Source organism: Bradyrhizobium shewense, assembly GCF_900094605.1.
In the GTDB taxonomy this organism is placed as follows: Bacteria; Pseudomonadota; Alphaproteobacteria; order Rhizobiales; family Xanthobacteraceae; genus Bradyrhizobium; species Bradyrhizobium shewense.
This window is the reverse complement of the sequence record NZ_FMAI01000002.1, coordinates 152,869-175,525: the sequence shown is the minus strand read 5'-3', so window position 1 is coordinate 175,525 and position 22,657 is coordinate 152,869. Positions and strand designations below refer to the sequence as shown.

General features: G+C 64.1%; 23 protein-coding genes. 7 read left to right on the top strand and 16 right to left on the bottom strand.

All coding sequences use genetic code 11. The annotated features are described in order from the left end of the window. The 10 genes from GA0061098_RS04990 to GA0061098_RS04945 form a co-directional block, all read right to left on the bottom strand. Positions 1–1,200: a CaiB/BaiF CoA transferase family protein gene (locus GA0061098_RS04990; protein WP_091955170.1), complete on the bottom strand. Its 1,200-nt coding sequence runs from the start codon at positions 1,198–1,200 to the stop codon at positions 1–3. Positions 1,201–1,327: 127 nt separating this feature from the next. Continuing rightward, the gene (locus GA0061098_RS04985; RefSeq protein ID WP_028145154.1) at positions 1,328–1,534 is read right to left on the bottom strand and encodes a hypothetical protein; all 207 of its coding nucleotides are present in this window, start codon (positions 1,532–1,534) and stop codon (positions 1,328–1,330) included. A 123-nt stretch (positions 1,535–1,657) separates the two neighbouring features. Continuing rightward, the gene (locus tag GA0061098_RS04980; protein ID WP_028145155.1) at positions 1,658–2,827 is read right to left on the bottom strand and encodes an acetyl-CoA acetyltransferase; all 1,170 of its coding nucleotides are present in this window, start codon (positions 2,825–2,827) and stop codon (positions 1,658–1,660) included. Between the two features lie 59 nt (positions 2,828–2,886). Next, positions 2,887–3,537, bottom strand: coding sequence for a bifunctional 4-hydroxy-2-oxoglutarate aldolase/2-dehydro-3-deoxy-phosphogluconate aldolase (gene eda, locus GA0061098_RS04975; RefSeq protein ID WP_092252610.1), 651 nt, complete (start codon positions 3,535–3,537; stop codon positions 2,887–2,889). Positions 3,538–3,550: 13 nt separating this feature from the next. After that, positions 3,551–4,525, bottom strand: a complete 975-nt coding sequence (locus GA0061098_RS04970; protein WP_091954337.1) for a sugar kinase — start codon at positions 4,523–4,525, stop codon at positions 3,551–3,553. A 24-nt stretch (positions 4,526–4,549) separates the two neighbouring features. Beyond that, complete coding sequence (denD, locus tag GA0061098_RS04965) at positions 4,550–5,536, bottom strand: D-erythronate dehydrogenase (protein WP_091954334.1); 987 nt, start codon at positions 5,534–5,536, stop codon at positions 4,550–4,552. Positions 5,537–5,604: 68 nt separating this feature from the next. Then, complete coding sequence (locus GA0061098_RS04960) at positions 5,605–6,540, bottom strand: carbohydrate ABC transporter permease (protein ID WP_018319835.1); 936 nt, start codon at positions 6,538–6,540, stop codon at positions 5,605–5,607. Further along, entirely contained in the window at positions 6,533–7,450 is a 918-nt protein-coding gene (locus GA0061098_RS04955) for a carbohydrate ABC transporter permease (protein ID WP_201759889.1), read from the bottom strand. The genes GA0061098_RS04960 and GA0061098_RS04955 overlap by 8 nt, the downstream gene beginning before the upstream one ends. 100 nt (positions 7,451–7,550) lie before the next feature. Next, positions 7,551–8,870, bottom strand: coding sequence for an ABC transporter substrate-binding protein (locus GA0061098_RS04950; RefSeq protein ID WP_091954328.1), 1,320 nt, complete (start codon positions 8,868–8,870; stop codon positions 7,551–7,553). Positions 8,871–8,916: 46 nt separating this feature from the next. Next, the gene (locus GA0061098_RS04945) at positions 8,917–9,984 is read right to left on the bottom strand and encodes an ABC transporter ATP-binding protein (protein ID WP_091954325.1); all 1,068 of its coding nucleotides are present in this window, start codon (positions 9,982–9,984) and stop codon (positions 8,917–8,919) included. 202 nt (positions 9,985–10,186) lie between these two features. Here GA0061098_RS04945 and gntR point away from each other — a divergent pair, with 202 nt between their 5' ends. The 7 genes from gntR to GA0061098_RS04910 all read left to right on the top strand — a co-directional run bounded on the left by gntR (position 10,187) and on the right by GA0061098_RS04910 (position 16,702). Further along, positions 10,187–11,287 (top strand): HTH-type transcriptional regulator GntR, encoded by a 1,101-nt coding sequence (gntR, locus tag GA0061098_RS04940; RefSeq protein ID WP_091954321.1) that lies wholly within the window; start codon positions 10,187–10,189, stop codon positions 11,285–11,287. Between the two features lie 136 nt (positions 11,288–11,423). Next, positions 11,424–13,253: an IlvD/Edd family dehydratase gene (locus tag GA0061098_RS04935; protein WP_091954318.1), complete on the top strand. Its 1,830-nt coding sequence runs from the start codon at positions 11,424–11,426 to the stop codon at positions 13,251–13,253. A gap of 132 nt (positions 13,254–13,385) precedes the next feature. Next, complete coding sequence (locus GA0061098_RS04930; RefSeq protein WP_091954315.1) at positions 13,386–14,117, top strand: SDR family oxidoreductase; 732 nt, start codon at positions 13,386–13,388, stop codon at positions 14,115–14,117. A 123-nt stretch (positions 14,118–14,240) separates the two neighbouring features. Beyond that, positions 14,241–14,987 (top strand): SDR family NAD(P)-dependent oxidoreductase, encoded by a 747-nt coding sequence (locus GA0061098_RS04925; protein ID WP_091954313.1) that lies wholly within the window; start codon positions 14,241–14,243, stop codon positions 14,985–14,987. Positions 14,988–14,994: 7 nt separating this feature from the next. Beyond that, the gene (locus tag GA0061098_RS04920) at positions 14,995–15,387 is read left to right on the top strand and encodes a GFA family protein (RefSeq protein ID WP_091954310.1); all 393 of its coding nucleotides are present in this window, start codon (positions 14,995–14,997) and stop codon (positions 15,385–15,387) included. A 149-nt stretch (positions 15,388–15,536) separates the two neighbouring features. Further along, entirely contained in the window at positions 15,537–16,217 is a 681-nt protein-coding gene (locus GA0061098_RS04915; RefSeq protein ID WP_091954309.1) for a site-2 protease family protein, read from the top strand. A gap of 62 nt (positions 16,218–16,279) precedes the next feature. After that, positions 16,280–16,702 carry a hypothetical protein gene (locus GA0061098_RS04910; RefSeq protein ID WP_091955167.1) on the top strand — a complete coding sequence of 141 codons (423 nt, stop codon included), beginning with the start codon at positions 16,280–16,282 and terminating at the stop codon, positions 16,700–16,702. Here GA0061098_RS04910 and GA0061098_RS04905 read toward each other — a convergent pair. The 6 genes from GA0061098_RS04905 to GA0061098_RS04880 form a co-directional block, all read right to left on the bottom strand. Beyond that, positions 16,690–17,502: an energy transducer TonB family protein gene (locus GA0061098_RS04905; protein WP_091954308.1), complete on the bottom strand. Its 813-nt coding sequence runs from the start codon at positions 17,500–17,502 to the stop codon at positions 16,690–16,692. The two genes, GA0061098_RS04910 and GA0061098_RS04905, sit on opposite strands and share 13 nt — an antisense overlap. Before the next feature lie 9 nt (positions 17,503–17,511). Continuing rightward, positions 17,512–17,967 carry a TonB system transport protein ExbD gene (exbD, locus tag GA0061098_RS04900; RefSeq protein WP_028145171.1) on the bottom strand — a complete coding sequence of 152 codons (456 nt, stop codon included), beginning with the start codon at positions 17,965–17,967 and terminating at the stop codon, positions 17,512–17,514. 3 nt (positions 17,968–17,970) lie between these two features. Continuing rightward, positions 17,971–18,942, bottom strand: coding sequence for a tonB-system energizer ExbB (exbB, locus tag GA0061098_RS04895; RefSeq protein WP_091954306.1), 972 nt, complete (start codon positions 18,940–18,942; stop codon positions 17,971–17,973). Next, entirely contained in the window at positions 18,939–19,628 is a 690-nt protein-coding gene (locus tag GA0061098_RS04890; RefSeq protein WP_028145173.1) for a Fe2+-dependent dioxygenase, read from the bottom strand. Before GA0061098_RS04890 ends, exbB begins: the two co-directional genes overlap by 4 nt. Before the next feature lie 2 nt (positions 19,629–19,630). After that, the gene (locus tag GA0061098_RS04885; RefSeq protein ID WP_091954303.1) at positions 19,631–22,030 is read right to left on the bottom strand and encodes a TonB-dependent receptor; all 2,400 of its coding nucleotides are present in this window, start codon (positions 22,028–22,030) and stop codon (positions 19,631–19,633) included. Between the two features lie 226 nt (positions 22,031–22,256). Continuing rightward, a complete protein-coding gene (locus tag GA0061098_RS04880) occupies positions 22,257–22,496 on the bottom strand; it encodes a hypothetical protein (RefSeq protein WP_018319817.1) in 240 nt (79 codons plus the stop codon). Positions 22,497–22,657: the final 161 nt, after the last annotated feature.

Sequence of the window (22,657 nt, the reverse complement as noted above, 5' to 3'; positions counted from 1 at the left end):
CTACTCCGGCGGCGAGCGCGTGACGCCGTCGCGCACCATGGCGGCGATCTCGTCGGCGGAGTATCCGATCTCGCGAAGAATCTCTGCGCCGTGCTCGTTGAGACGCGGTGCCAGCTGCACCGGATCGGCCTCCGTCTCGGACCAGGTCGCCGTCACCTTCATGCTGCGGATCGGACCCTCGGTCGGATGGTCCACGACCGGGAAGAAATTCGTCGCCTCCAGATGCTCGTCGTGCAGGATCGAGGCGAGGTCGTGCATCGGCATGACGGGGACGTCGGCCTTGGTGAGCAGGTCGATCCATTCGGCGGTGGGGCGCGTCTCGAAGATGCGCGCGAGCTCGGCATAGACGACGTCGATATTGGCGGCGCGCCCCGCGAAAGTCGCAAATCTGGGATCGGCGCGCAAATCATCGCGCGCCGTCGCCATGAAGAAGTTTTCCCACTGCTTGTCGTTGTAGACGATGACGCTGAGATAGCCGTCCGAGGTCTTATAGGGCCTGCGGTCGCGCGAGAGGTGGCGGGCATAGCCGCCCTTGTCGAGCGGCGGCTCATAGGTGAGCCCGCCCATGTGATCGCCCATGACGAAGCCGGCCATGGTCTCGAACATCGGGATGTCGACCCGCTGGCCGCGGCCGGTGCGGTCGCGGTGCACGAGGCTGGCGCAGATCGCGCCGACGGCGGTGAGGCCAACGATGCGGTCGACCAGCGCGTTCGGCACGTAGCGCGGCACACCGTCGCCGGTCTGCGCCATCAGCGCCGGCAGCGCGGTGGCGCCCTGGATCAGATCGTCATAGGCGGGCTTTGCGGCATACGGGCCATCCTGGCCAAAGCCGAACACGCCGGCATAGACGAGGCGCGGATTGATTTTCGAGACGACGTCGTAGCCGAGCTGAAGCCGCGCCATCGCCTGCGGGCGGACGTTGTAAACCAATACGTCGGCGTCCTTCAGAAGCCGCAGCACGGCCTCGCGGCCGGCGGGCTTCTTGAGATCGAGGCAGATCGAGCGCTTGCTGCGGTTGGTGTTGAGAAACACCGGCCCCATGCCGGCGTGGCGCATCGGGCCGATCAGGCGGGTGACGTCACCGTCCAGCGATTCCACCTTGATGACGTCGGCGCCGTAATCGCCGAGCATCTGGGTCGCATAAGGCCCCATCAGCACGGTGGTCATGTCGATGACCTTGATGCCCTTCAGCGGCCCCATCATTCGCTCCCGATTGCGCGGGGGCCAAGGCGCGGCCCCGCGATTTCGGTCCAGCTAAAGGCAGCGGGGCCGCGCGCACAAGGGCGGCCGGCGTATGGCCGCATGCGCCGCGCGGTGATACCGGCCGCTATTTCTTCTGGCGGGATTCGCGGATCTTGAGGAGCCGGTCGAGCTCTTCGTTCTGCTGGCTGATCCGGTCGGCGATGCGCGACTCGTTCTGCTCGCCTGAGGCGGCCGCGGCCTGCTCGATGAGCTGCCTTATATTGTCCTCGAGGATCGCAATCCGACCGTTGAGTGCGTCCATCGACAGCGAGTCTTCGTAGTCAGTGCTCATGATGCTTTTCCGCCAATCAATCAGGAGCCATAGGGTGGGCCAAGCGAAGCGGGCCCACCATGATCTAACGCAAGGAAGATGGTGGGCACGGCGCCTTCGCGCCTTCGCCCACCATACGAGAGCCTACTTCAGCGGCTCCAGCACCGAGACGTAATTGGCGACAGCAGCGCCGCCCATGTTGAAGATGCCGCCGAGCTTGGCGTTCTTGAGCTGCATGCCCTCGGGCGCCTGGCCTGCGAGCTGCATAGCGGTCATCACGTGCATGGAGACGCCGGTGGCGCCGATCGGATGGCCCTTGGCCTTCAGGCCGCCGGACGGATTGACCGGCAGCTTGCCGTCCTTGAGCGTCCAGCCTTCCTTGATGGCGCGGGCGCCCTGGCCCCTCGGCGTCAGGCCCATCGCTTCGTATTCGATCAGCTCGGCCACCGTGAAGCAGTCATGGGTCTCGACGAAGGAGAGATCGGACAGCGTCACCCCGGCCTTTTCCAGCGCGCGCTGCCAGGCAACGGTGCAGCCCTCGAACTGGAGGATGTCGCGCTTGGACATCGGCAGGAAGTCCTGGGCGTGCGCGGTGGCGCGGAAGCCGATCGACTTGGTCATGCCCTTGGCGGTCTCGGCGTCGGCCAGCACCAGCGCGGCGGCGCCGTCGGAGACCAGCGAGCAATCGGTGCGCTTCAGGGGGCCGGCGACGTACGGGTTCTTCTCGCTCTCGGCGCGGCAGAAGTCGAAACCGAAATCCTTGCGCATCTGGGCGAAGGGATTGGCGACGCCGTTCTTGTGGTTCTTGGCCGCGATCAGCGCCAGCGCGTCCGACTGGTCACCGTATTTCTGGAAATAGGAGCTGGCGATCTTGCCGAACACACCGGCGAAGCCGCCGACGGTGTCGCCGTCCTCGGGCAGGTAGGACGCCTTCAGCAGGTTCTTTCCGATCTCGGCGCCCGGGGTACGCGTCATCTGCTCGACGCCGACGACCAGGACGATCTTGGCGGCGCCTGCGGCGATCGCGCGCAGGCCCTGGTGCACGGCGGCAGAACCGGTGGCGCAGGCGTTCTCGACCCGGGTGGCCGGCTTGAAGCGCAGCTTCGGGTCGGCCTGGAGCACCAGCGAGGCGGTAAAATCCTGCGCCGAGAAGCCGGCGTTGAAATGGCCGAGCACGATCTCGTCGACATCGCCGGCCGAAATGCCGGCATCGGCCATCGCCTCATTGGCGACGCGGGTGACGAGGCTTTCGACGGTTTCAGTGTCGAACTTGCCGAACGGCGTATGCGCCCATCCGACGATGCTGGCGGTCATGGTCATGTCTCCCTGGGGTCTCTTCCTGAGCTAAGTCTTAGCGCAGGGATGGCAAGACTTCACGCGGGTTTCAGGGCCTTGAGGGTGCGCTGGCAGATGGCAGTTATGCCGGCCCAGTTCCCGGCCCTGATCTCGGCCGTCGGGCACAGCCAGGAACCGCCGACCGCGACCACATTGGGCTCGGCGAGCCAGCTCGCCGCGTTGGCCTCACCGATGCCGCCGGTCGGGCAGAACCGCACGTTCGGGAACGGACCGCCGAGCGAACGCAGGCCCTTGATGCCGCCGGCCTGTTCGGCCGGGAAGAATTTTGCGACGTCGAGGCCGTGCGACAGCGCCAGCATCAGCTCGGACGCCGTGGCGATGCCCGGCGCGAACGGCAGGGAGCTGTGGGCGGCGGCCTTGAGGAGATCGGGGGTCAGGCCGGGGCTGATGCCGAAGGCGACGCCGAGCTTCTCGACACGGGTGAAGTCGGCCGGATTGAGGATCGTGCCGATGCCGACGACCGCCTCCGGGACTTCGGCCATCATCGCCCTCGCCGCCTCGATCGCAACCGGGGTGCGCATGGTCACCTCCAGCGTGCGGACGCCGCCGGCAACCAGCGCGCGCGCCAGCGGCACGGCATCCTGGATACGCTCGATGGTGAGGACGGGAATGACGGTCGCCGCCTTGAACAGCGCGGCGAGGTGGTTCTGTTGGGCAGTCGTGGTCATAGGGTCTCGATCTTTACTTGGTCGCCTGGCGAGAGGTCGCCGGCCGGTGTCGTTTCTTCGGCGGCATGGCATAACCCGGAATAATGGCGCCGGAATAGCAGATCACGAGGCTGGCGAGGCGATGCCCGGCCTGGGCGGCCTCGACCGGATCGGAACCGGCGAGCCGGGCCGCGATATAGGCCGCGGCAAAGCTGTCGCCGGCCGCCGTGGTGTCGACGACGGGCTTGGTCATCGGTTCGGCCCGGACCTCATGGGTAGCCCCGGGGAAACGCAGCAGACTGACGGGCTCGGCAAGCCGGAACACCAGCTCGGGCGTCGGGATGCGCGCCATCAGCTGGTCGTTGCTCTCCCCGGGATAGAGCGCGAGCAGATCCTCGGTGGAGGTCAGCACGATGTCGGCGGCGGCGAAAGCAGCCGCAAACACCTCGCGCGCGACATCGCGGTCCGGCCATCCCCGCGCGCGAAAATTGGTGTCGAACACGAAGCGGGTGCCGAGCAGGCGCGCGCGCTTGATCGCCGCGAACAGCCGCTCGCGCCCGGGCGCATCGTAGATCGAGAGCGTGATCGCGGAGAGATAGACGATGTCGTAGCTCATCAGCGAGTTGAGCAGCTCGTCGGTCTCCGGCAGGTTCATCAGCTGGCGCGCCGCCGCGCTGTCGCGCCAGTGGAAGAACTGGCGCTCGCCCTTCGCATCCAGCTGGATCATGTAGAGGCCAGGCAGCTTGCCGGCCAACCGCACGACGCGCCTTGTGCCGACGTTCTCCGCGTTCCAGGCCGCGATCATCTCATCGCTGAGGCCGTCATCGCCGAGCGCGGTGAGATAATCGACCTTGACCTCGAGCCGCGCCAGATAGACCGCGGTGTTGAGGGTGTCACCGCCGAAGCCGCGCGAATATAGCCCGCCGCCCTGCCCTTGCCCGGCAGACGCGTTTCCTTGCGCCTGTCTGAGCTCGACCATGCATTCGCCGATGCAAGCAACGCTCGCCATCACCAGGGCCCGCTCAGTCAGAGATCATGCGACGAAGTTGCCGCCTAGCTCGTCTTCGATGTGAATGCGGATGATGTCGTCGAAGGTCTCCTCGGCGGTGGTGAAGCCGAGCTCGAGCGACCGCTTCGCATTGAAATTACGCGGCCAGCCGCCGACGATGCCGACGATGAAGGGATCAGGCTCACGTTTGATACGCGCCGCGACCTTTTCGCCCGCAACCCGCTTCAAGGCGGCGATCTGCTCGCCGACCGTCGCCGACAGACCCGGCATGGTCAGATTGCGTCGCGGGCCGACCGTGGCGAGATCCATGGTGCCGGCATGGAGCAGGAAGCCGACGGCCGAGCGCGGCGTGGCGTGCCAGTGTCGGACGTCCTCGGACACCGGGAGGATCACGTCCTTGCCGGCCAGCGGCTCGCGCAGGATACTGGAGAAGAAGCCCGATGCCGCCTTGTTGGGCAGGCCGGGCCGGATGCAGATGGTCGGCAGGCGGATGCCGATGCCGTCGAGGAAGCCGCGGCGCGAATAGTCGGCGAGCAAGAGTTCGCCGATCGCCTTCTGGGTGCCGTAGCTGAGCAGCGGGGTGTGGAAGAACTCGTCGCCGATCGCATCCGGGAACGGCGCGCCGAACACCGCGATCGAGGACGTGAAGACCACGCGGGGCTTGTAGCCGCCGCCGACGAGCCTGACAGCGTCGAGCAGCATCCGCGTGCCGTCGAGATTGATGCGGTAACCCTTGTCGAAATCGAGCTCGGCTTCGCCGGAGACGATCGCGGCGAGATGGAAGATCACGTCCGGGCGGCCGGCGATCAGCTTTTCGGCCGCGCCCGGCACGGCGAAATCGCCCGACACGGTCTCGACGGGGAAACCAGCCTTCTCCGGCTTCTTCGGCTCGACCACGTCATGCATGGTCAGCTTGGTGATGTCGCTCTTGCCGAGCCGGCCGTCACGCAACAGCCGTTCGCACAATTTGCGGCCGACCATGCCGGCGGCGCCGAGAACCAGAATGTGCAAGAGCTTAACTCCTTGATTATTGGCCGGAGCGCGCAGCCTCCGGCGCGCTCCCGTGGCAGACCCCGCGACTATTCCTTCACGGCGCCGGTCATCGCGGACACATAATGCTCCACGAAGAAGGCGTAAAGGATGACGAGCGGCAGCGAGCCGGCCAAGGCTCCGGCCATCAGCGAACCCCAGCGGTAGATGTCACCGTCCACGAACTCGTTGACGATCGCGACCGGCACCGTCTTGTTGCTGGTCGACTGCAGGAAGGTCAACGCGTAGATGAACTCGTTCCAGCACAGCGTGAAGCAGAAGATGAAGGCCGAGATCAGGCCGGGGATTGCGAGCGGCAGAACGATCTTGACCAGGATCTGCCAGCGGCTCGCCCCGTCGATCAGCGCGCATTCCTCGAGCTCGAACGGGATGGTCTTGAAATAACCCATCAAGAGCCAGGTCGAGAACGGGATCAGGATGGTCGGATAGGTCAGGATCAACGCCAGCGGCGAGTCGAACAGCCCGTACTGGAACACGACCGTGGCGAGCGGGATGAACAGGATCGACGGCGGCACCAGATAAGCGAGGAAGATCAGCCCGCCGACGAGATTGGCGCCCTTGTAGCGCAAGCGCACGATGGCGTAGGCAGCTAACACCGACGCGATGATCGAAAGCACCGTCGCACAGACGGCCACGTACATCGTGTTCCAGAGCCAGTACGGGTAGTAGCTCTCGAACAGCAGCTTGTGGAAATGCTTGAAGGTCGGATTCCAGGTCCAGAACGGGTTGTACCTGTCGAGATCGAGCAATTGCTCGTCCGGCTTCACCGAGGTCAGCGCCATCCAGTAGAACGGAAACAGCAGAACAATGACGATGATCGCGAGCGGCAGGTACAGCGTCACCATCCGGCGCGGCACCGACTGCAGATAGCTCATGCCCTCGCTGTGATCGTCCTTCGCCACCGTCGGAGAAGATCCCGATAGCACGGCCTTGAGATCAACGGACCTGGTGGGAAGATCAGTCATTGTTCTCTCCCTGCTGCCACTTGCGACGCTGCAGGCCGAACCAGGACACCATGATGGCAGCGAGCAGGAACGGAATCATGGCACTGGATATCGCCGCGCCCTCCCCGAGCTGCCCAGCGATGATCGCGCGCTGGTAAGACAGCGTCGCCATCAGATGGGTGGCGTTGACGGGGCCGCCGCGGGTCATCGCCCAGATCAGCTGGAAGTCGGTGAAGGTGAACAGCACCGAGAAGGTCATCACGACGGCGATGATCGGCGTCAGCAGCGGATAGGTGATGAAGCGGAAATTCTGCCAGCGCGTGGCGCCGTCGAGCGTTGCCGCTTCATAGAGCGAGGGCGACACCGTCTGCAGGCCCGCCAGCAGCGTGATCGCCACGAACGGCACGCCGCGCCAGATATTGGCGAAGATCACGCAAATCCGCGCCCACGTCGTGTCGCCGAGGAAGTTGATGTTTTGGTTGATGATGCCGAGATGCCTCAGCGACCAGGAGATGATGGAGAATTGCGAATCGAAGATCCACCAGAACGCCAGCGCCGAGAGCACCGTCGGCACGATGAAGGGGATCAGGACCATCGCGCGCAACATCGCCTTGAACGGCATGTTCTCGTTCAGCAGCAGCGCGAGATAAAGCCCGATCGCGAATTTGAGGGCGCTGGCGACGAAGGTGTAGAGCAGCGTGTTGAACACCGACAGCCAGAAGATGGAATCGTCCCACAGCCACTCATAGTTCTCGGTGGCGACGAAATGCCCGACCCTGCCGATGCGGGTATCGGTGAAGGACAACCAGATGCCTAGGCCCAGCGGATAAGCCAGGAAAAAGATCAGGAACGCCATGGCCGGCACCATGAACCAGAAGCCGAGCCAGTTGCGATTGTGTTTGAGCTGGGTCCAGGCGCTGTCCTCGCTCATATGAGGCTTGGCCCGGGGAATTGCGACATCAGCCATGCCCGATATCCCTGATCGAAATGTTGACGAGCGGGCGGCCGAATGGCCGCCCGCTCAGTGACCCTCAGCGATAGATGCGCTTCAGCTGGCGCTCGGCTTCCGCCATCGCGCCCTTCGCATCCTTGGTGCCGGTGCAGTAGTTGGCGAACATGTCAACGACGATGAAGTCGGCGATTGCCGTCGCCGCCTTTTCGCCGACGGTGCCGATACCGGCCGCCGGGAGAGTGCGCTTGGACGCCTGCGAGAACACGGCATTCTTGGGATCCGCCGTCCAGATCGGCGCCGATTCATAGCCGTTCAAGGTCTGCGTCAGATAGCCCTGCGCGCCGTCCAGCCACTTCTCGTAATTCTCCTTCTCCAGCATGAAGGCGACGAAAGCCTTTGACGCGTTCGGGTATTTGGTGAAGTTGAAGGCGAGGATCGGCAGCGCAAGCTGCAGCTCGGTCGGCTTGCCGACCGGTCCGACCGGCCAGAGCGCGTGATAGGTGTCCGCGGCGAGCTCCTTCTTGCTCGCATCGGTCTTGGCGGCGACGTAGATCGAGATGCCGTTCGCCGTGCAATAGAGCTCGCCGGCGAGGAACGCCTTGTTGTTGGAGGAATCGTTCCAGGACGCGGTGCCCGGGATGAAGCTGTCGTACAGCGCCTTGCAATATTCCAGCGCCTTCGCCGTCTCCGGCGAATTGATGATGATCTTGTCGTTCTGGTCGACCGTGTAGGCGCCGTGGCCCCACAGCACCCAGTGCAGCCACGAATTGCCGTCGCCCGAGGCGTGCCCGAGAGCGAAGCCGGCCGGCGTGTTGTTCGCCTTCAGCGCCTTGCACATCTCGAGGAAGCTCGGGAAGTCCTTCGGGAACTCCTTGAACCCCGCCTTGTCGAGCGCCGACTTGCGGTACGTCATGTAACCGCCGTTGGTCGCGACGGGAATGCCGAGCCAATCGTTGCCTTGCTTGCAGGTCTTGGCGGCCGCATCGGTCCAGCCGCCGTATTTCTTGCCGAGATAATCGGCGACGTCGTTCATCTTCAGCACTTTGGTGGGGAACAGCTGCGGCAACGTGTGCAGGCCCCAGGCAAGATCGAGTCCGGAGCCGGTATTGGCCGCAACAGAGGCCTTCGGCTGCACGTCCTCGAAGGATTCGCTGAACACGTTCATCTCGGTGCCGGTGGCAGCCTTGAACGCCGCGACCATTGCGTTGAACGCATCGTCCTCAGCCGGCACGAAGCGCTTCCACCGCATCACGGTCAGCTTGGCACCGGGCTCCGCCTTCCAGGGCGCGCTCTGCGCCCAGGCCTTGGCGAAATCGAACAGTGCCGGCCCGGTGAGCATGCCGGTCGCAGCCAGTGCCGTTCCGCCTTGAAGCAGAGTCCGGCGGGTAAAGTCTTGCATGTCGTCCTCCCTGTGATGCTTTTTATTGTCTTAACTTAAACTCACGCTACGCGTTCAGGCGCTTTCCCGTAGCCTCGTCGAACAGATGCACCAGTGACGGGTCGGGCTTCAGCCGGACCTTGTCGCCCGGGTTGAACTGGTGGCGTTCGCGGAAGACCGCGACGACCTGCTCGCCGCCGATCTTGGCGAACACCTGCGTCTCCGAGCCGGTTGGCTCGACCACGATGATCTCGGCTTCGGCGCCGTCGTCGGCAATGGTGAAATGCTCGGGCCGCACGCCGTAGACCGCGGGACGGCCGTCGGACGCCGCGGGCGCGGTCTTGAGCGGCAGCTTGACGCCGTTCGGTCCCTCGAAGGTCGCAACGCCGTTGACGCGCACATGCCCCTTCAGGAAGTTCATCGCGGGCGAGCCGATGAAGCCGGCGACGAACTGGTTGTCGGGCTTGTCATAGAGCTCGAGCGGCGTGCCCATCTGCTCGACGATGCCGTCATGCATGACGACGATCTTGTCGGCCATGGTCATGGCTTCGATCTGATCGTGGGTGACGTAGACGGTCGTCGTCTTCAGCCGCTGGTGCAGCTCCTTGATCTCGGTGCGCATGGCGACGCGCAGCTTGGCGTCGAGGTTGGACAAGGGCTCGTCGAACAGGAAGACTTGCGGGTCGCGCACGATGGCGCGGCCCATCGCGACGCGCTGGCGCTGGCCGCCGGAGAGCTGGCGCGGATAGCGATCGAGCAGCGGCGACAGCGCGAGGATCTCGGCGGCGCGCTTGACGCGCTTGTTGATCTCGTCGGCACCCGCATTCCGCAGCTTCAGCGAGAAGCCCATGTTGTCGGCGACCGTCATGTGCGGATAGAGCGCGTAGTTCTGGAAGACCATCGCAATGTCCCGCTCCTTGGGCTGGACATTGTTGACGACGCGGTCGCCGATCGAGATCGTGCCGGAGGTGATGTTCTCGAGACCGGCGAGCATGCGCAGAAGCGTCGACTTGCCGCAGCCGGAGGGGCCGACCAGAACGACGAACTGGCCGTCCTCGATCGGTACAGTCACGCCGTGCAGGACTTCAAAATTGCCGAACGATTTCCGCACGTCGCGGATTTGCACAGACGACATCTAGCTCCCTCCTCGAAAGTCCACGGCGCCTCTAGCGCCGCGACCGTCTTGTTTTTTCAGACTTCACCGAACTCGGCCCGATCTTAGCGGGCAACATTGTCGGCAGTTTGTGCGGTTTTGGCAATTTGTCTTTGGTTAGTCGTTGCTGGTAGCGCTGTCAACGTTCCTTTGTTTGCGGGACTGACTGTGTTAAGAGCAGCAAATGGGTCGAAAACGCACCAAGTCAGGCAAGATCCGGCTGGCGGAAGTCGCCGAGCTTGCCGGCGTCAGCCCGATTACGGCGTCCCGCTTCTTCCGTAATCCGGAGGCCCTGTCGATCGGCAAGCGGACGCGGGTCGAGAGCGCCGCCAAGGAGCTCGGCTATGTGCCGAACCTTGCGGCCCGCGCGCTGGCCTCGCAACGCACCGAGGTCATCGGTGTCTTGATCCCCTCCCTCACCAACAACGTGTTCTCGGACGTGCTGCGCGGCATCTACGACGCGTCCGAAGGCAGCCGTTACTCGATCCAGTTGTCCAACACGCGCTACAGCATCCTCCAGGAAGAAAAGCTGCTGCGACTATTTCTCGCGCAGAAGCCGGCCGGGCTGATCGTCACCGGCATCGACCAGACCACGGAATCGCGCGCCATGCTGGAGGCCGCCGATTGCCCGATCGTGCAGATCATGGAGATCGGCCCCGATCCGGTCGACATGATGATCGGCTTTTCGCACTATGATGCAGCCCGCGCAGCGGTTGCGCACCTGTTCGAGCAGGGCCGCCGCAAGATCGGCTTCGTCGGTGCGCGCATGGACCCGCGGGTGCAGCGGCGGCTGGACGGATATGTCTCGGCGATGAAGGATGCCGCACTGTTCGAGCAGCGCCTCGTCGTCACCACGGCGACACCGACCTCGGTGACGCTGGGCGGCGCCCTGTTCACCGATCTCCTGGCGCGCGAGCCCAATCTCGATGCGGTGTTCTGCGCCAATGACGACCTTGCGCTCGGCGTGCTGTTCGAATGCCGGCGCCGGGAGATCGCTGTCCCCGAGCAGATCGCGATCGTCGGCTTCAACGACCTCGAATTCATGGCGTCCGCCGTCCCCACCCTCACCAGCGTGCGCACCAACCGCTACGAGATGGGCAAAACGGCCGCCACCATGCTGATCGAGGCGATCGACGGACGGCGCCCGGAGCAGCCGGTGCTCGATCTCGGCTTCAGGGTGATCGAGCGGCAAAGCTCATCGCCGCGCCATTCGGACAGCAGGCCGACCGTTTCAAGCGCAGGCGCGGCGAACAAAATGGTAGCGTTACCAAGTAGCCATGACTAGTATCGCATTTGTGAGGAAACGACCCGCCAGCGGGCCAGCGATCCGTCATTGGCGTCATTGGGCATCGCACAAGCCGACACCCCAAGACTGATGTAAATGGACGGACGCCAGTGCGTTTGCATTGCAGGAGAAACCAATGACAAAAAAGCCAACCAATGGGCATGCGCCCGCCGGCAACGGCTCCCGCCGCCACCTTCGCTCGCAGGAATGGTTCAACAACCCGCATAATCCGGGCATGACGGCGCTCTACATGGAGCGCTACCTCAATTACGGCCTCACCCGTGCCGAGCTGCAGTCCGGCAAGCCGATCATCGGCATCGCCCAGACCGGCAACGACCTCTCTCCCTGCAACCGCCACCATATCGAGCTTGCCCATCGCGTCCGCGAGGGCATCCGCGAGGCCGGCGGCATTGCGATGGAATTCCCGACCCATCCAATCCAGGAGACCGGCAAGCGCCCGACCGCCGCGCTCGACCGCAACCTCGCTTATCTCGGCCTGGTCGAGATCCTCTACGGCTATCCGCTCGACGGCGTCGTGCTCACCACCGGCTGCGACAAGACCACGCCGGCCTGCATGATGGCGGCGGCGACCGTCAACCTGCCCGCGATCGTGCTGTCGGGCGGCCCGATGCTGAACGGCTGGCACGCCGGCGAGCGCACCGGGTCCGGCACCATCGTCTGGAAGTCGCGCGAGCGGCTCGCCGCGGGCGAGATCGACTATGAAGAGTTCATGGAGATCGTGGCCTCGTCGGCGCCGTCGGTCGGCCATTGCAACACCATGGGCACCGCCTCGACCATGAACGGTCTTGCCGAGGCGCTCGGCTTCTCGCTGCCGGGCTGCGCGGCGATCCCCGCCCCCTACCGCGAGCGCGGCCAGATCGCCTACGAGACCGGCAAGCGCGCCGTCGAGATGGTCTGGGAAGACCTCAAGCCCTCGGACATCCTGACCCGCAAGGCGTTCGAGAACTGCATCGTGATCAATTCGGCGATCGGCGGCTCCACCAACGCGCCGATCCACATCAACGCGCTGGCCCGCCACATCGGCGTCGAGCTCACCATCGAGGACTGGCAGAAGGTCGGCCACGACGTGCCGCTCTTGGTCAACATGCAGCCGGCCGGCTTCTATCTCGGCGAGGAATTCCACCGCGCCGGCGGCGTGCCTGCGGTGGTGCGCGAGTTGATGAAGCACAAGCGCATCCATGAGGACGCCGTCACCGTCAACGGCCGCGGCATCGGCGAGAACTGCAAGGACGCGCCTGTCCCCGACAACGACGTGATCTGGGCTTACGACAAGCCGCTGGTGAAGGATGCCGGCTTCCTGGTGCTGAAGGGCAATCTGTTCGATTCCGCGATCATGAAGACCTCAGTGATCTCCAAGGAATTCCGCGACCGCTATCTCAGCAATCCGAAAGACCCCAACGCCTTCGAGGGCCGCGCCATCGTGTTCGAGGGGCCGGAGGATTATCACGAGCGGATCGACGATGCCTCGCTCGACATCGACGAGCGCTGCGTGCTGTTCATCCGCGGCACCGGGCCGATCGGCTATCCTGGTGGCGCCGAGGTCGTGAACATGCAGCCGCCGGCAGCGCTGATCAAACGTGGCATCCTGTCCCTGCCCTGCATCGGCGACGGCCGCCAGTCCGGCACCTCGGGCTCGCCCTCGATCCTGAACGCTTCGCCGGAAGCTGCCGCCAATGGCGGACTTGCGGTCCTCAAGACCGGCGACAAGGTCCGCGTCGATCTCAACAAGGGCAGCGCCAACATCCTGATCTCGGATGAGGAGCTGAAGAAGCGTCACGCCGAGCTCAAGGCCAGTGGCGGCTTCAAGCATCCGCAGAACCAGACGCCGTGGCAGGAGATCTATCGCAACACCGTCGGCCAGCAATCGACCGGCGCCTGCATGGAGCTCGCCACACGCTACCAGAACGTCGCCGGCACGTTTGGTGTGGCGCGGGATAATCACTGACCAAGATTGTCATTCTGGGATGCGCCGCAAGGCGCAGGCCCGGAATCCATACTCCCGATCGTGGTTATGGATTCCGGGCTCGCGGCTGCACCGCGCCCCGGAATGACGGCACCAATTCAAGGAGAAAACAACATGGCAGACCGCCTCAAGGGCAAACGCGCCGTCGTCACGGCTGCGGCCGCCGGCATCGGGCGCGCATGCGCCCTCGCATTCGCGCGTGAAGGCGCAACCGTCATCGCCACCGACATCAACGAGGCCGGTATCGCTGATCTGACCAAGGAAGGCATCGCCGAGGTCGCAAAGCTCGACGTGCGCAACACCGCCGACGTCAACGCCTTTGCCAAGCGTATCGGCAAGATCGACATCCTGCTCAATGCGGCCGGCTTCGTGCACCACGGCACCATCCTGGAGTGCTCGGAAGAGGATTTTGATTTCTCGTTCGACCTCAACGTCAAGTCGATGCACCGGACCATCAGGGCTTTCCTGCCCGAGATGATCGTGGGCGGCGGCGGCAGCATCGTCAACATCTCGTCCTGCGCAGCGCTGCGGCCGCCGGCGAACCGCTACGTCTACAGCTCGTCGAAGGCGGCAGTGTCGCTGCTGTCGCGTGCGGTCGCGCTCGATTTCATCACCAAGGGCATCCGCTGCAACTCGATCTGCCCCGGCACCGTCGAGACGCCCTCGATGCTCGACCGCGCCGCCGCACAGGGACCGCAAGGCAAGGAGATGTTCATCTCCCGCCAGAAGATGGGCCGGCTCGGCACCGCCGACGAGATCGCATCGATGGCGGTCTATCTCGGCAGTGACGAGAGCGCCTTCACCACCGGCGTCGACCTCGTCGTCGACGGCGGCTACATGCTCTGATCAACTCCTCATCCCGAGGCGGCGCGACAGCGCCGTCTCGAGGGATGGGCCACGGGCTCCATGGTTCGAGACGCGCGCCAACTGCGCGCTCCTCACCATGAGGGATAGATAAGGGGATTTCTCATGAACAAGATCGACCTCAACGGCCGCGTCGCCATCGTCACCGGCGGCGCGCAGGGCTTTGGCCGCGCCATCACCGAGCGCCTCACCGCCTCCGGCGCCAAGGTCGGGATCTGGGATTTTGACGCCGCGCTGGCCGACAAGACGGCGAAAGAGATCGGCGGCGAGACCAAGGTCTTCAAGGTCGACGTCACCGACACCGCAGCCGTCGAGCAGGCGCGCGATGCGACGCTCGCCGCGTTCGGCAAGATCGACATCCTCGTCAACAATGCCGGCATCGCCGGCGTCAACAAGCCGGTCTGGGAAACGGACCTCGAGGAATGGCGCAAGGTGCTGCGCATCAACCTCGACGGTCCCTTCATCGTCTGCAAGGCCATCGTGCCCGCGATGCTCAAGCAGAAATACGGGCGCATCGTGAACATCGCCTCGATCGCCGGCAAGGAAGGCAACCCGAACGCCTCGCACTATTCGGCGTCCAAGGCCGGCCTGATCGCGCTGACAAAGTCGCTCGGCAAGGAGCTCGCCGCGCATGATATCCTCGTCAATGCGGTGACGCCGGCCGCGGCCAAGACCGCGATCTTCGACCAGATGACGCAGCAGCATATCGACTTCATGCTGTCGAAGATTCCAAAGGCGCGCTTCGTGCTGGTCGAAGAGCTCGCCGCGATGGTGGCCTGGCTCGCGTCCGAAGATTGTGCCTTCTCCACCGGCGCCGTGTTCGACATCTCGGGCGGGCGCGCAACCTATTGAGGACATCATGACCCGGGAAGGTGGATGCCTGTGCGGCGCGGTGCGGTTCAAGGCGGAGGGCGAGCCGCTCAACGTTCGCGTCTGCCATTGCCGCCTGTGTCAGAAGGCGATGGGCTCGCCCTTCTTCGCCCGCGCGCAGTTCGACCAGCGCGCGCTGAGCGTCGAAGGCGAGACGGAGCGCTATGCGTCGTCGGAGAACATCGACCGCGTGTTCTGCAAGCGCTGCGGCACCCGCCTGTTCGCGTGGCGGCGTAATGGTACGCTGGCGGGCGTGTCCCTCTCCGTTTTCGACGACCGCAATGCCTTTGCGCCGACCGAGCACTTCTGGGTCTCGGAAAAGCCCGCCTGGCTGAAGCTCGACGACGGCCTGCCACAACATCCGGGGACGATTCCGGCGTAATTGCACGATGGCACGACGGCGTGCTGCCGGCGGACCCTTTGCAGCGTGGCATTTCGGGACCGCTCCCCCTATGTTGAGCCGAAGCGTTGCTGTACCGCCGGTTGGCCGGGACGGCTGCAAGGCCGCAGGCAAACCGGGACGGACGAGCCGTGAACATTTCCTTTTATGATCTGTCGGTATGGGTGCTTCCCCTCGTGCTCGCCATCACCTTCCACGAGGCTGCGCACGCTTTCGTCGCGGACCGGCTCGGGGACGACACGGCCTCGCAGCTCGGCCGCGTCAGCTTCAACCCGCTCCGCCACATTGACCCGTTCGGCACCGTGATCCTACCGGCGATGCTGCTGTTCGCGCACTCGCCGTTCCTGTTCGGCTACGCCAAGCCGGTGCCGGTCAACTTCCGCAAGCTGAACAACCCCAAACTGGACATGGTCTGGGTGGCATTGGCCGGGCCGGTCACCAACATCCTGCTGGCGCTTGCAGTGGCCCTCGCCTTCCACGCCCTGCCCCTTGTCCCCGCAAGCTCCGCGAAATGGGTCGCCGACAACCTCAAGAATGCGCTCATCATCAACGCCATCCTCGCGGTCTTCAACATGATGCCGATCCCGCCGCTCGATGGCGGGCGCGTCGCGGTCGGGCTGTTGCCCCGCGCCCTCGCCATGCCGCTGGCCCGGCTCGAGCCGTTCGGGATGCTGATCCTGATCGGCCTGTTGATCTTGCTGCCCCTTGCAGGTTCCCAGTTCGGTCTAAATCTTGATGTTATTTCAGTAATACTGCGAACGTTGACCGGTTATGTGATTCAGGCTGTTCTCTTCCTGACCGGCAATGCGTAGTTGAACAGCCACCCGAACTTTAAGCCGAAGGGCCAGAGGCCGACTTGGTCAAAGCTGCCGATATGCTGATCGCGCGACGCGCGGACACCCGCGCCCGCGCCGATTTTGCCACCTGGAAGATGATGGCCAAGCTCAACGGGGCGTCCGCGCTGCCGCCGGAAGCCCAGGAGTTTCTGGCGAGCTACCAGAACCTGCTGGCGCAGATGAGCGAGGGCGAGGCCACCGAGGCGACCATCGGCGCAATCTACAAGGCCTATTATGCCGAGATGGGCGGTGCGGGGGCGGCACCCGACGTCCGCCCTCGCCCGCCTGAAGCAGCGGCGGACAATGTTACCGCTTTCCGCCGTCCGGCGCCGAAGCCAAAGACGACCAGCTTTTTCGGGGCTGGTGCGGCAGCTGGAACCCAGAAACGGCCGCTCCCGGTGGCGCTGATCTTCGCCTGCCTAGTCGTCGTCTATGTCGGCATCCGGCTCTACTGGCGCTGAGCGGTCTTCTTCTTTTTCGCGTCGGCCGGCGTGAAGATGATATCGACGGTCCGCTCGAACCGGTCCTCGGTCAGCCCGGCAGGCGGCTGCGGGATCGGATCCGACTTGCGGACGATCGAGATCGCGGCCGCGTCGTAGGCTGAATCCCCTGATGACTCCACCACATCCACCGACAGCACGTTGCCCTTCCGGTTGATCGCGAAGCTCACCTTGACCTTCTGGTTATTGGGCTGCTTGCCTTCCGGATTGATCTTGTGCAGCGACAAATGCGCACTGATCTTGCGGTTCCAGTCGGCGGTCAGCTTCAGGATGTCCTTGCCGATGCCGATGACGGGCGCCAGCGCCTTCTCGGCCTCGCGCGCGTCCTCCTCGAGCGTCTGCCGTGCCGTCGCAACCGATTTCGGCGAGGCTTCGGCGGCCGGCGTTTCGATCGCTTGAATTTTCGGATCGTCTTCGGTCGGCTTCTTCGCGTTGTTCTCGGTCACGACGCGGTCGGGATCCTCGACCTGCTGCGACTGGTCCTTTGGAAGCTCCGTCTCCTTGGTCTCGGCCTTCTGCTCGGGAAGCGCCTGCTGCTCCTGCATCGCTTCGCTGTCGGGCCCGGGCGGCAGATCGGTTTCGGGCGCCTTGGGCGATGCCATCTCCACGGCGAATTCCGCACCGTTCGCACCCAGGCCGTCGCCGTCGTCGTCAGCGCGCAAATGAGCCAGCGCGAGCGCAGCACCACCCAAATGGAGCACGAGCGCGGCCACCGCCGCCAGGATCCAGAGCTTCCGGGATGGTCTGTGTTCGTCCGACATAGCGGGCCTCTAAGGCTGAGCGGCGCCTGCCGCAGGCGCTCCCGGCGCGCCTTCCAGCGCCACCAGCTTCACCCGCGTATAGCCGCCTGAGCGCAGGAGCTCCATGACGCCCATCAACTCCCCGTACGGCACCGAACGATCGGCGCGCAGGAAGACGTACTTGTCCTTGCTCATGTCGGACAGTCCGTCGAGCGTCCCGATCAGCTCGGCCCGGTGAACCGGGTTCTCCCCGAGGGCAAGCGTCAGATCGGGCTTGATGCTGAGATAGGTCGGCTTATCCGGCTTCTTCTGCGGCGTCGCGCTCGACGTCGGCAGATCGATCGGCAGGTCGACCGTGGAGAGCGGAGCTGCGACCATGAAGATGATGAGCAGCACGAGGATGACGTCGATGAACGGCGTGACGTTGATGTCATGCGTTTCCGAGAAATCGTCGTCGTCATCATTGTCTGCGAGCGAAACGCCCATGGCTCACTCCGCTGCGCGCGAATGCACGCTGCCGTGGCTGCGGTCGAGATCACGCGAGAGCAGCCGCCCCGCGGCACCCGAGGCACGGCTGACGAGCTCGAGATAGCTCTTCGTCACGCGCGAGAAGTGGTTGTAGATGATGACGGCCGGGATCGCGGCGACGAGGCCGATCGCGGTGGCGAGCAGCGCTTCGGCGATGCCGGGCGCGACAACGGCGAGGTTCGTGGTCTGAGACTTCGAGATGCCGATGAAGCTGTTCATGATGCCCCAGACCGTGCCGAACAGGCCGACGAAGGGCGAGGTCGAGCCGATGGTCGCGAGCACGCCCATGCCGATGCGGATGCGCCGCGCCTCGGCGCGCACGATCTCGGAAAAGCTGGAGGCGGCGCGCTCCTTGATGCCCGCGTCGCTGGACAGGCCGGCCGACATCCGCGCCTCGCGCAGGGCCGCAGTCAGGAACGACGGCAGGATGCCCTCCTTGGCTCCGAGCGCCATCTGCGCTTCGGCGAGGGAGCGCGTCTCCGCAACCTTCTTCAGCGCCGAACGAAGCTTGGAGGATGCGACCGACAGCTCGATCGACTTGGCGATGAAGACGGTCCAGGTCATCAGCGACGCGAAGGCGAGCCCGATCATCACCGCCTTCACGATGACGTCCGCCGACATGAACATCACCCAGGGCGACAATTCCTTCATCGCCGGCGCGATGCCAGCCGACGCATCAGGCTTGGCGGTGGTCGAAACGGCGGCCGCTGAGGGCGCCGTCGGAGCAACCGGGGTGGCTGCCGTCGAAGCCGAAGGCGCCGGGACCGCAGGCGTGGTGCCCGCGGGCGCCGCCGGAGCGACCGGGGCCGGCTGAGCCGTCGACTGCGCCGGTGTCGAGGGGGGTTGCGTCTGGGCCGAAACGGGGGATGCGAGCCAGGCGGCCGTCAGCATCAAAGCTGCGGCAAGGCTTGCTTGGAAGGTCATGGTCTTCATACTTCGGCCCAGTAGCGAATGAGGTTGTGATAGATACCCGTCAATTTGACCGTTTCGGGATCGTCACGCCCGAGCCGGTCCACCAGCGCCTGAATCGCGGTGTCGAGGTCGAAGATCATGCTCCGGGCTTGATCGTCCCGTATCATGCTCTGAAGCCAGAAGAAAGACGCAACCCGTGTTCCCCTCGTCACCGGCGTGACGAGGTGGAGGCTGGTCGAGGGATAGAGCACGCAGTCGCCGGCTGGCAACTTGACTTCGTGCGAGCCGTAAGTGTCCTCGATCACAAGTTCGCCACCGTCGTACTCTTCCGGCTCGGCGAGGAACAGCGTCACCGAAAGGTCCGTGCGGATGCGAAGGCCGGTCAGACGGTCGCCGCGGATCGCATTGTCGACATGCAGGCCGAAATGGTGGCCGCTATCCGCCGCATAGCGGTTGAACAGCGGCGGGAAGATCTGGAGCGGAATTGCCGCCGCGATGAAGCGCGGGTTCGATGTCAGCGCCGAGATGATGCGGTTGCCGAGTTTTCGCGCGACTTCGCTATCGGGCGGCAATTGCTCGTTGCGCTTGACCATCGCCGATTGCGCGCCGGCGGTGGACCGGCCGTCCTCCCATGCGCTGGCGTCCATGATGCGGCGGAAATCCGCCACATCATCTTTGCTCAGGACGCCAGGCAGACACGTCAACATGATCAGAACTTCGCCGTCGTCACGAGGTAGAACGCCCTGCCCGGCGCGACTGCGACGAACGGCACGGCGCTGCGATAGAACGAGTCGTAATACAGCTTGTTGGTCAGGTTCTGGGCGTAGAACTTCATGGTCCAGTTCTTGTCGATCTTCTTCTCGACGAACGCATCGAAGCGCCAATAGCTCGGCAACTCGTTGGTGTTGGCCGCGAACGTGCCGCCATAGACCTTCGAGCGATACACCGCCTGTCCGCCAAGCTCCCAGCCATCGTCGAACTTGTATTTGGTCAGCATGCTGAACGACTGGTGCGCGATGTTGGCAAGCTGCAGGCCAATGTTCGAGGCAACGCCGCTCTGTGTGACCTTGGACTGCATCAGCACCAGGCCGCCGAAGATGCTCCAGCGATCGGTGATCTTACCCTCGGCTTCGATGTCGATGCCCTGGATCCTGTAGGCAGCGCCCGAGGTAAGCAGGCCGCTGACGGTCTCGCGCGCGTTGTCCTTGGTGGTCTGGAACAGCGCGCCGGTCACCAGCAGATGGCGATCAGCAAGCTCCCATTTGGTACCGACCTCGATCGCCTTGTTGCGCTCGGGTCCGAGCAGGATGGTCGAGTTGGCTGGAACGCCGCCGTAGTCGGTGGCGGTCGCATCAAGCTCCGAGCCGAACGGATTGGCAGAGGTCGCGTAGGCTGCATAGACGCTGCCGATCGACATCGGCTTGTAGACCGCGCCAACGTTGTAATTGACGAGATCGTTGTTCTGCTTGAGGTAGGCCGAGTTCGTCGACGCGCTCTGGCTGTAGCCGTCGTAGCGCACACCGCCGTTGAGGATGATCGTGTCCTGCCAGTTCGCGGTGTCCATGACATACACGCTGCTGGTGTTGACGCCATAGCGCGTCGGATTTCCGACCAGCCCCGGAATGCCGAAGGGAATGTTGGTATATTGCGGGGAGTAGAGATTGACCCCCGTCACGGCTCCGGTGCTCGTGAAGGGACTTCCGGCCAGCTCCGACGCGAGGCCTGCGTAGCGGTCGATCGAGATGTTCTCGTTCGAATATTCGACGCCGAACACCGCGGTGTGCTTGACCCCGCCGGTGTCGAGCTTGAACGTAGCCTCGTTCTGATTGGTCCACACGTCCACGTTCTGGTACCGGCTCTGCGCGCTCGCCGTCGTGGTCCAGAGCATCGGATTGGGGCTGGTCGTAATCGGGTTCTGCGGCAGCGTGCCGATATAGTTGAGCACGGAATGCTCGCCGCGCACCTTGCTGGTCAGGGTGATGGCTTCGTTGACCTTGTACTCGATCGTGCCGGTGCCGAAATCCTGCCGCGCAGTCTGGAAGTCGCGGTTGAGGAAGCCGTACCAGTTGCCGCGCGGAATGCCGGCCGAGGTCACCGGCACATTGCCCTGCCTGTAATAGGGCACGCCGAAATCCGGCAGACCGCTGAGGTCGGTGTGGACGTAGTTCGTGGTGATCTTGATGTCGTTGGTCGGGGTGTACTTGGTTGAAATGAAGGTGCCCCAGCGATTGTCTGTCACATAATCGCGGCCGGCGACGTTGGCATCCTGGAATAGGCCCCCGGTGCGCACCGAGAAGGTCGGATCGATGACCTGGTTGACGTCGAGCGTGACGCGCTTGGTCATGTCGGTACCGAACTCGGAGTCCATGCGCTTGAAGTTGACGTCGCCAGCCTGCTTGGTGACGATATTGATGGCACCGCCTGCAGTGCCGCGTCCCGCGTAGGAGGATGCCGGTCCGCGCAGAATCTCGATCTGTTCAGTGAAGAAGTTCTCGCGGATGGAAACGGCGGGATCGCGGATGCCGTCGATGAACACGTCGTTGCGCGCATCGAAGCCGCGGATGAAGAAACGGTCGCCGAACGCGTTGCCGCCCTCGCCCGAGCCCAACGTCACGCCCGCGGTCGAGCGCCCGATCTCCTTCAGCGTCGTCGCGTTCTTGTCCTCGAGCACTTCCTTGCTGAGCACCGTGATCGACTTGGGCGTGTTCAGCATCTTCTCGGGAAACTTGCCGCTGGCCTGGACGTGGTCGACCTTGTAGGGCGCGGCCGGATCGGCATAGGGATTGCCGTCGGGAGCGCCTGACGGCGTGGTCGGCGCCGTCTGCTGTGCCGCCTGCTCGCGCTGCGCGGCGCGGCGAATCGCATTGCGGGCGCGGACTTGCTCCGGCGAGGGCTTCGACGACGTTGGACGCGGACGTTCGACGGGAGCATCGACCGTCACCGGCGGCAGGTTCGACTGCTGCGCCTGCGCGCCACTCGACACCGACGCCACCGCGATCAAGCTCGCAACTGCCGAGACCTTCTTGCCGGAAACGCCTGCGAACTTTTCATCCACCAGACCGAATGCTGCGACCGAACGCAACGACTTCGGTGCGACCACCTGCCCCATTACCAAACGCCCCATCTTCCTGTTCGCTCATTCACTTCGACGAACGGTGGGTTGTTGGTATCGGCCGCAAAATAGCGGGTCAATGCGAGCGCCTCGCAAGAACCCTTGAATCAGTCCAGTTCAAAACAATTCTAAACTACAGTTTGAAATCGTTCTAAACTGATATTGGACTCGTTCTAAAAGACAACGCGCCGATGCTGAGCAATCGGCGGTCTCGCTCACAGCATCAATCGCTGCTCGGCGGCTTCATCAGCGAAAACAATTCGTCGACGGTTTTCAGCGCAACAGCGCGCACGCGATCGGTGCTGTCCATGCCGGCGATGTTGACGCCGTTCACGACGGCTTTGATCTCGTCCCGGAAGTCGGTGAGGAAGCGCAAGGGATCGCGCTGCTCATTGGCGACACGCGCGATCAATCCCGTGATCAGAATCTGGCACGCGATCAGCTTGCCGTTCAGCTCGTCCATCCTGCGCTCCCTTTGTGGCGGCGCCGATATGGACGATGCCGAAATTCCTGACAACCGAAACGGCTTCCGCCCGACTTAGAACCATTCTTGTTACCGATAACGACTGGCGGCTCGGCCCGCACCATTCGGCCCGAGCACACCGTCGGGAGTGCTGCTTGAGG